We start from the raw sequence: 8,985 nt of genomic DNA on the forward strand, positions 1-8,985 counted from the left end.
TGCCGGCGAGTTTGCCGCTGCCGACGTAGTCGGCCGCCTCGTCGCGCGGCTTCGGATGCATGTCGCGCTCCATGCCCGGCTGCTGCGTCTGTTTCTGCGGCGGGGGAGTCTGTGCGGTGGTCATGGGTTCCTCCTTGAACGGGTGCCGCCGATGCTGCGCAAACGGCGTGCCGCGCGCGGCGCACGCCGGCCCGCGCACGGCGGCCGTGTTTTTACGGTTGGCGTTGCAAGCACTTGGAAAAAGGCGTGGTCAGCGCGGGCCGCCGGACGGGGCTTCGTCGGGCCGGCGCACCGGATCGAAATCGCGCCATTCGCCGTCCTGCCAGTCGCCTTCGACGCGCTCGATCGACTTCGCGCCGGTCGCGCGCAGCACGTCTTCGGCGGCGGTCGCGGTATCGGGCGTCACGCGCGCGGCGAGGATCACGCCGGTCTCGCTCTGCGCGAGCGTGCCCTTGCCTTCGGCCTGCTCGCCGCGCATGCGGCCGAGCGCGCCGCCGAATGCGCCGAGATAGGCGCCGGCCAGCGCGGCGGCGGCCGGCACGAACCAGTAGTGCAGGCCGAGCGCATAAGCGATCAGCCCGACGACGACGCCGATCAGCAGCCCGCGGATCGCGCCGACCATCGCGCCGCGCCCGCCGGGCTTCGCCGCCGTGTCGGCATACACGTCGCCGCCGATCGGGAAGCGTGCGTGCTGGCCGCCGGGGTTCAGGAAGAAGATCGACACGTCGTCCGGCCCGAACGCGCGCTCGTAGAGGTGACGCGCCCCACCTTCCGCTTCATCGAACGTCGTGAAACGGCCTGCGACGATCATCGCCATGGTCGTGCTCCTCGTGATGGATGCGCCGCGCGCACAAGCACGCGGCGCGACGGGGCGACGCTCACATCAGCCGCCCGAGTTCCTTCGATACCGATGCCGGCGTGTCGTACTCGCGCTCGGGAATCTTGCGCAGCATGTCGAGCACCGCCGGGTCCGCATGCGAGCGTTCCGCGCACTGCACGACGTCCGACTTGCTCGCCGGGTAGTCCATTCCCTTCAGCGCCTTCTGCACGTCGACCGGGCTCGGCGGCTTGCCGTGGCCCGTCTGATGGCCGCCCTTGTCGTGGTCCTGCTGCGTGCGCTCGCCTTCGTGCGCGCGCGAGTGGCTGTATTCGTGGCCCGTATGTTGTCGGGATGTCATGAAAGCCTCCTTGGAAAATGAACGAAATCACGCGGACTGCCGGCGCGCGCGTGCGAACGCGGCAAACACCAGCGCCGCCGCGCCGAGCGCGACCGCGCCGGCAACCTTCGGCCGCTGCACCACCGAGTTGTACGCACAGCTGCGCAGCACGGGCCCTTCCATGCCTTCGCGCTCGTGCAGCGCGTGGCGCGAGTCGTACAGCGCGTTGTCGTCGCGCGGCCGCGCGGGGCGTACCGTGCGCTGGCCGCGCGAGAACAGCGTGGCCGCGAGGCGATCGAACAGGCGCGGCGCGTGGTACGCGCTCGCCGACGTCAACTTGGCGGCGCCGCCGACGAACAGCGTGCGGCGCGGATGCGCGGCCGCGAACAGGATCGCGTCGGCCACCAGATCGGGGTCGTAGATCGGCGGCGGCAGCTTCGCCTCGACGTTCATGTAGTTCTTCGCGTGCATCACGAACATCGTGTCGATCGCGGCCGGCTTGATCAGCGTGACGGACACCGGCAGATGATCGGCTTCCATCTCGAGCCGCAGCGAATCGGTGAAACCCTTCACCGCGTGCTTCGATGCGACATACGCGCTTTGCAGCGGCACCGGCGCGTCGGACGCCTCGCTGCCCATGTTGATGATCGCGCCGCCGTGGAAATCGCTCTTGCGCCGGAAATGGTCGGCCGCGACGAGCGAGCCGTGCACGACGCCCCAGTAGTTGGTGTCGAACAGCCGGCGCTGATCCTCGAGCGGCACCTGGGCCGCCGTGCCGAAGATCGACACGCCGGCGTTGTTGATCCAGGTGTCGAAGCCGCCGTACGTGTCGGCCGCCGCCGCGGCCGCGCGCTGCAGATCCTCGACGTTGCCGACGTCGCCGGCGACCGGCACCGCGAGGCCGCCGTGCTGGCGGATTTCCTCGCACAGCGTGTTCAACGCTTCCTCGTTGCGCGCGAACAGCACGAGCTTCGCGCCGCGCCGTGCCGCCTTGCGCGCGGTGACGAGCCCGATGCCGCTCGTCGCGCCGGTAATCACGATCGTCTGTTCGCCGACCGGTTTGAGCATGCAGTTCATCGCTGGACTCCTGTTACGGTCGCGTCGCGGTTATTTGGGCCGGATGGTCAACTGGTCGCGCACGCCCTGCACGCCGTCGACCTGCTTCACGACGCTGACGGCCTGCGTGCGCTGCTGTTCGTCGGGCACGCTGCCGGTGAGTGTCACGGTGCCGTGCCGCGTCTTCACGTGGATGTCGCCGGCCGACAGGCCGCTGGTGCCGACGAGTTCGGCCTTCGCCTTGGTCGTGATCGTCGCGTCGCGGATCTTCGTGCCGGTGCTCGAATGCGACGACGACGTCGACGACGATGCGGCGCCGTCGTCGCCGGCGGCGACCGCGTTCGGCGCGACGACCATGCACGCGGCGGCCGCGGCGATCGCGACCGCCATGCCGGTGCGCAGCGCGCGTTGACGGCGGATTCGCGGGGGGCGGGCTTGCAGCGGGGATACCTTCATCGTGACCTCCTTTTCGTCAAGCCGGACACGCCGGCAGGTGAACGGGAGGCGCGCAAGTCGCGTGCCGCGCCGCGTGCGCCGGATGCCAGCGCGCCACCGCGATCAGACGCCCTTTCATCCAACGCGTTGTAATTTTTTCGGCACACCGGGAAGCGGTTTTCCCCGCAATCCGGCGGGCATGCCGATTGCCGAGCGACCGACAAGGGTGGCCCGTGTGCGCGGCCCCGATACCGGGAGCAATACCATGCAAAGAATTGCGTTGATCAGTGAACATGCGTCGCCGCTGGGGGTGATCGGCGGCGTCGATGCCGGTGGTCAGAACATCTATGTCGCGAACGTCGCGAAGCAGCTCGCGGAGCGCGGCCTCGACGTCGACGTCTACACGCGCTGCGACAATCCGCATTTGCCGGAAGTCGTGTCGATCGGCCCGCGCATGCGCGTGATCCACGTGCCGGCCGGCCCGCCGACCGACGTGCCCAAGGAGCAGCTGCTGCCGTACATGGGCTCCTTCGCGCAGTACATGATCGCGCGCATGCGGCGCGAGCCCGATCCGGTCGACGTGATGCACGCGAACTTCTTCATGTCCGGCGACGCGGCGCTGCGCGTGAAGAAAGCGCTCGGCATCCCGCTCGTCACGACGTTCCATGCGCTCGGCCGCGTGCGGCGGCTGCACCAGGGCACGGCCGACGGCTTTCCCGACGCGCGCTTCACGATCGAGGACACGCTCGCGCGCCGCTCGGACCGCCTGATCGCCGAATGCCCGCAGGATGCGCTCGACCTGACGACGCATTACCGCGCCGACACCGCGCGCATCGAGATCGTGCCGTGCGGCTTCGATGCACGGGAATTCCGGCCGGTGCCGCGCGTCGATGCACGCGCGCGGCTGGGCTGGCCGCAGGACGCATTCGTCGTACTTCAACTGGGGCGCCTCGTGCCGCGCAAGGGCATCGACACCGTGATCGACGCGCTCGCACGCATGCCGCGCGACCCGCAGCGGCCGACGCACCTGTACGTGGTCGGCGGCAGCCAGCCGACGCCCGACCCCGCGCGCGACCCGGAACTCGCGCGGCTCGCGGCATTCGCGCACGAACTCGGGATCGCGAACCGCGTGACCTTCGTCGGCCGGCGCGATCGCGACGCGCTGCACCTGTACTACAGCGCGGCCGACGTGTTCGTGACGACGCCGTGGTACGAGCCGTTCGGCATCACGCCGGTCGAGGCGATGGCGTGCGCGGCGCCGGTGATCGGCAGCGACGTCGGCGGCATCCGCACGACGGTCGACGACGGCACGACCGGCTATCTCGTGCCGCCGCGCGACCCGGCCGCGCTGGCCGCGCGCCTCGTGCAACTGCGCGCGCAACCGGACCTGTGCGCGGCGCTCGGCCGCGCCGGCTACCTGCGCGCCCATCGCTTCTACACCTGGCAAGGCGTGGCCGACCGGCTCGTCGACATCTACCGCGACGTCGCCCACGCGCAGCGCGCCGGCACGTCGGCCGGCACCGGCCGGCGCACGCCGGTCGCCACCACGCGAGGCGTGCTCGCACACCGCAAGGAGAATACGTAATGAAGGGCTACGACCGAAAACGCGTCCTCGTCACCGGCGGCGCCGGCTTTCTCGGTTCGCATCTGTGCGAACGCCTCGTGACGGCCGGCCACGACGTGCTGTGCGTCGACAATTTCTACACGGGCACGAAGGACAACATCGCGCACCTGCTCGATGCGCCGAATTTCGAGCTGATGCGGCACGACGTGACGTTTCCGCTCTACGTCGAAGTCGATGAAATCTACAACCTCGCGTGCCCGGCGTCGCCCGTTCACTACCAGCGCGACCCCGTGCAGACGACCAAGACCAGCGTGCACGGCGCGATCAACCTGCTCGGCCTCGCGAAACGCGTGAAGGCGCGCATTCTGCAGGCATCGACGAGCGAGGTGTACGGCGACCCCGACGTGCATCCGCAGGACGAGCACTATTGCGGCCGCGTCAACCCGACCGGCATCCGCGCGTGCTACGACGAAGGCAAGCGCTGCGCGGAAACCCTGTTCGCGGACTATCACCGCCAGTACGGAATCGACGTGCGGATCGCGCGGATCTTCAACACGTACGGCCCGCGCATGCACCCGGCCGACGGGCGCGTGGTATCGAACTTCGTCACGCAGGCGCTCGCGGAACAGCCGTTGACCGTCTACGGCGACGGCAAGCAGACGCGCTCGTTCTGCTACGTCGACGACATGGTCGATGCGTTGATCCGGCTGATGGATGAACCGGGCGATGCGAGCGAGCCGGTCAATCTCGGCAGCGACGTGGAGATCGCGATGATCGACGTCGCGCGGGAAGTCGTGCGGATCGTCGGCGCCAACGTGCCGATCGAATTCCGGCCGCTGCCGTCCGACGATCCGCGCCAGCGGCGGCCAAATCTGGCCGCCGCGCAGAAGCGGCTCGGCTGGCGCGCGACGACGACGTTCGCGAACGGGCTCGCGCACACCGCGCGCTACTTCATTCAGCGCCAGGTCACGCACCACACGCCCGGCGATCTCGTGCGCAGCACGCGCATCGCGTCGCATCTGCTCGCCCAGGTCCATACGCAGAACCGGCCGGCGCCGACGACGTGACGCGGCTGACGCGGCCGAAGCAACCGAGACGCGACGCGCGTCAGCCGTCGCGCTTCGTCACGTGCGCGATCTTGTGGGCCAGTTCGCGCACGTCGACCGGCTTGCACAGGTAGCCGTCGAAGCCGGCCTCCAGCGCGCGGCGTTCGTCGGCGAGGCCCGCGTGCGCGGTGACGGCCAGCACGCGCACGTCGAGCGGGCTGCTGTCGCCGTTCGTCGTGCCGCGCCGCAAGGCCTCCAGCAGCCAGAAGCCGTCGCCGTCGGGCATCGCGAGGTCGGACAGCACGACCGTCGGCCGCATGTCGGCCACCATCGCGAGCGCCTCGCGGCCCGACGACGCGATCGCGACCGCCGCCCCGAACGTGGTCAGCGCGGCGGTGAGACTGGCCCGCGTGGTCGCGTCGTCGTCGACGATCAGGATGCGCTGCGTATCGAGCACGAGCGCCTCGCGCTGGCCGCCCGCCTGCACGATGCTCCACGCCATCGCGCCGCCCGGCTGCCAGCCGGCCGGCAGCGTCACCGTGAACGTCGTGCCGCGATCGCGGCCCGCACTCGCGACGGTCACGCTGCCACCGTGCAGTTGCGCGATATGTCGCACGATCGACAGGCCGAGACCGAGCCCGCGCCGCGGCGACGCGGGCGAATCGTCCGCGCGGCGGAACATGTCGAACACGTACGGCGTGAACTCCGTCGCGATGCCCTGCCCCGTATCGGCGACGGTCAACACCGCGTGCCCGCCGTCGCGTGCGAGGCCGACCGTCACGCTGCCGCCGCCCGGCGTGAATTTCAGCGCATTCGAGATGAGGTTCGACAGCATCTGCCGCAACCGCTCGGCGTCGCCCGACACGATGCACGCGGACGCGGCGCAGTCGAATTCGAGCAGGATGCCGGCCGACGAGGCGGCGGTCTGGAACGTGCCGACCTGATCGGAGAACAACCGCACGACGTCGACCGGCGTCGCGTCGAGCCGCAGCTTGCCGGTCGCGAGCGACGACGCATCGAGGATGTCGCCGACCATTCGCGTGAGCGAACGCGCGCTGCGGTCGATCGCGTCGATCGCCTGATGCTGCAACGCGTGATCGCCCGTATTGCGCAGCACCTCGATCCATCCGTAGATCACGTTCAGCGGCGTGCGCAATTCATGCGACACGGTGGCCAGCAGCTCGTCCTTCAGCCGGTTCGACGTGTCGGCCTGATCGCGTGCATCGCGCGCGCCCTGCAGCGAGCGCTGCGCCCGCAGGTCGCGGCGACGCTGCGCGCCGGTTTCGTGCAGCGTCAGGGACAGCGCGACGCACGCCCGCGCCTCGCCCTGCACCGGGCACGCCGATACCGTCGCCCGAAAGCGCCGACCGTCGCGCCGCACGCACAACAGTTCGAGCGGGCCGACCGGCTCGTGCATCGCGTCGAACGCGTCGGCGAGCGGATTGAGCCGCAGCCAGCGCCGCGCGATCAGCGTGTCGAACCTGCGGCCGCGCGCGTCGGCCTCGTCGTAGCCGAAGAGCCGCTGCGCAGCCGCGTTCCAGCTCGCGATGCGGCCGCTGGCGTCGATCCCGACGATCGCGTCCGGCGACGCCTCGACGACCGCATGCTGGAGCCGCGACGCATCGATGCGCGCGCGGTCCGCGCCGGCATCGCGCAACAGCAGCACCGCGCCGTCCAGGTTGCCTTCCGCATCGCCGATCGGCGACGCGACCGCGACGATCGGCACCGGCTCGCCGCTGCCTGCCTGCAGCCAGTGCCGGTCGGACGTCGCCTCGGCGCCGCCGAGCGCATGGTCGAGCGGCGTGGTCGGCACGCGGCGGCCTTCGTGATCGACGATCCGCAGCACGTCGCGCACCGGCCGCCCCACCGCCTCGTCCGGCCGGCAGCCGACGAGTTCGGCCGCGGCCGCGTTGAGATAGGTGAGCCGCCCGTTCGGGTCGGTCGCGATCACGCCGTGCGGCAAGGCGCGCAGCACGGCCTCGAACTGCCGGCGCGCGGCCGCCTCGCGTCGGCGCGCGCGATCGTTCGTCAGCCGCGTGTGATGCAGCAGCGACGCGACCGCGCACACCAGCGCGCCGATCAGGATGAACGTGCCGAGCTGCACGAGCCGGTCGGGCAGCGGCGTCGTATAGGCGGCAGGATCGGACAGGAACAGCGTCCAGACGAGCAGCCCGCTGACCACCGTCGACACGATACCGAACACGAACGACGTCGCCCACGCGGCGCCGGCGAGCAGCGGGTAATACAGCACGAATGGCAGATTCACGCCGCCGAACCGGATCGCGAGCGTCTGCAACACGGTCGCGATCGCGACCAGCATCACGGCCGTTGCGTAATTTCCGGCCTGCGGCCGTGCAATTTCGGTCATTGGACACGCTCCTGCGGGGACACTCGACAGCGGCCGGCGTGGGCGCCGCTCGCGGGCACGACGCATGCTGGCCGATCGGAACCGGCGGCCCGGCCGCTCACGATGGAGAACTTCACGCCATGCCCGACCCGACACGCTGGCTCGTCGTCTCGCCGCATCTCGACGATGCCGTCTTCAGTTGCGGGCAACTGCTCGCGCAGGCGCCCGGCTCGATCGTCGTCACCGTGTTCGCGGGCATCCCGCCGCACGGCACGCCCGCGCCCCCGTGGGATCAGCGCGCGGGCTTCCGCCACGCCGACGAGGCAGTGCGCGCGCGCCGCGACGAAGATCGCCGCGCGCTCGCGCTGCTCGACGCCCGCCCCGTGTGGCTCGATTTCCTCGACGATCAGTACGGCGTACCGACTACGTCGACCGCGATCGCGACACGCGTGGCAGAGGCAATCGACGCGCACCCGGGCTTCGGCGTGCTCGCGCCGGCCGGCCTGTTCCACCGCGATCATCTGCAGGTGCAGGAAGCCATGCTGTCGCTGTTGCGCACCGACGATCCGTCGCACGTCTGGCGCTTCTACGAGGACGTGCCGTATCGCCGCATCGACGGACTGATGGCCAGGCGCGTGATCGAATGGCGCGAGCGCGGCTGGACCGCGCATCCGGTCGCGGCGCCGGCCGCCGGCGACACGAACAGCGTCGCCGCGAAAGCCGCCGCCGTCGATGCGTACGCGAGCCAGGTAACGCTGCTGGAACCTCATATGCGTGCCGCTCTCCGCGAACCCGAAACGATCTGGCGGCTCGAATGCGACGTCACGTCCGCGTAACGCCCGCGCGCGTCGCGCTGCCGCCGGGCGAGCCGCGCGTGACCGCGATCGTGCTGACCTGCCGGCGCGCCGCCGAACTCGCGCGCACGCTCGAACACCTGTCCGTGCTGCCCGACCGGCCGGCGATCGTCGTCGTCGACAACGCGGCGGACGCCGACACGGCCACGCTGATCCGCGACCGCTTTCCGCATGTCGCGCTGGTGCATGCGCCGGGCAACTTGGGCGCGGCCGGCCGCAACCTCGGCGTCGCCGTCGCCCGCACGCGCCACGTTGCGTTCTGCGACGACGACACGTGGTGGGCGCCCGGCTCGATCGCCGAAGCCGCGAACCTGCTCGACGCGTATCCGCACGTCGCGGCCGTCACCGCGCGCGTGCTGGTCGGCCCCGACGAACGCGAGGACCCGACCTGCCGGCTGATGGCCGACAGCCCGCTCGACGCGCCCGTCGCGCTGCCGGGCCGGCCGATCCTCGGGCTGCTGGCCGGCGCGACCGCGTTCCGGCGCGACGCGTTCATGCGCGCGGGCGGCTACCATCCGCACTACTT

General features: G+C 70.6%; 9 protein-coding genes and 1 pseudogene. 4 read left to right on the forward strand and 6 right to left on the reverse strand.

Features of this window, described 5'->3' with window-relative positions; translation table 11 throughout:
• The 5 genes and pseudogenes from JMF90_RS11960 to JMF90_RS11980 all read right to left on the reverse strand — a co-directional run.
• Positions 1 to 124, reverse strand: a pseudogene (locus JMF90_RS11960) (NAD(P)-dependent oxidoreductase); the annotation flags it as partial.
• 126 nt (positions 125 to 250) lie between these two features.
• Entirely contained in the window at positions 251 to 817 is a 567-nt protein-coding gene (locus JMF90_RS11965) for a hypothetical protein (RefSeq protein ID WP_077179486.1), read from the reverse strand.
• 61 nt (positions 818 to 878) lie between these two features.
• Positions 879 to 1,178, reverse strand: a complete 300-nt coding sequence (locus tag JMF90_RS11970; RefSeq protein WP_011545574.1) for a DUF2795 domain-containing protein — start codon at positions 1,176 to 1,178, stop codon at positions 879 to 881.
• A gap of 27 nt (positions 1,179 to 1,205) precedes the next feature.
• Positions 1,206 to 2,234, reverse strand: a complete 1,029-nt coding sequence (locus tag JMF90_RS11975) for an SDR family oxidoreductase (RefSeq protein ID WP_012336603.1) — start codon at positions 2,232 to 2,234, stop codon at positions 1,206 to 1,208.
• 30 nt (positions 2,235 to 2,264) lie between these two features.
• Positions 2,265 to 2,669, reverse strand: coding sequence for a BON domain-containing protein (locus JMF90_RS11980; RefSeq protein WP_027806753.1), 405 nt, complete (start codon positions 2,667 to 2,669; stop codon positions 2,265 to 2,267).
• 244 nt (positions 2,670 to 2,913) lie between these two features.
• On the opposite strand from JMF90_RS11980, the gene JMF90_RS11985 reads away from it, so the two are divergent.
• Together JMF90_RS11985 and JMF90_RS11990 are read left to right on the forward strand one after the other, a co-directional pair.
• Entirely contained in the window at positions 2,914 to 4,233 is a 1,320-nt protein-coding gene (locus tag JMF90_RS11985; protein ID WP_201317321.1) for a glycosyltransferase family 1 protein, read from the forward strand.
• Positions 4,233 to 5,279, forward strand: coding sequence for a UDP-glucuronic acid decarboxylase family protein (locus JMF90_RS11990; RefSeq protein ID WP_077179487.1), 1,047 nt, complete (start codon positions 4,233 to 4,235; stop codon positions 5,277 to 5,279). The genes JMF90_RS11985 and JMF90_RS11990 overlap by 1 nt, the downstream gene beginning before the upstream one ends.
• Before the next feature lie 40 nt (positions 5,280 to 5,319).
• On the opposite strand, the gene JMF90_RS11995 is transcribed toward JMF90_RS11990, so the two are convergent.
• Positions 5,320 to 7,626, reverse strand: coding sequence for a PAS domain-containing protein (locus JMF90_RS11995; protein ID WP_201317322.1), 2,307 nt, complete (start codon positions 7,624 to 7,626; stop codon positions 5,320 to 5,322).
• 119 nt (positions 7,627 to 7,745) lie between these two features.
• On the opposite strand from JMF90_RS11995, the gene JMF90_RS12000 reads away from it, so the two are divergent.
• Complete coding sequence (locus tag JMF90_RS12000) at positions 7,746 to 8,441, forward strand: PIG-L family deacetylase (protein WP_201317323.1); 696 nt, start codon at positions 7,746 to 7,748, stop codon at positions 8,439 to 8,441.
• Positions 8,420 to 8,985: glycosyltransferase family 2 protein (locus tag JMF90_RS12005; protein WP_201325127.1), on the forward strand; the 566-nt coding region annotated here is incomplete at its 3' end. The genes JMF90_RS12000 and JMF90_RS12005, both read left to right, overlap by 22 nt.

It is taken from the genome of Burkholderia sp. E168m23 (genome assembly GCF_016586125.1).
Lineage (GTDB): Bacteria > Pseudomonadota > Gammaproteobacteria > Burkholderiales > Burkholderiaceae > Burkholderia > Burkholderia orbicola.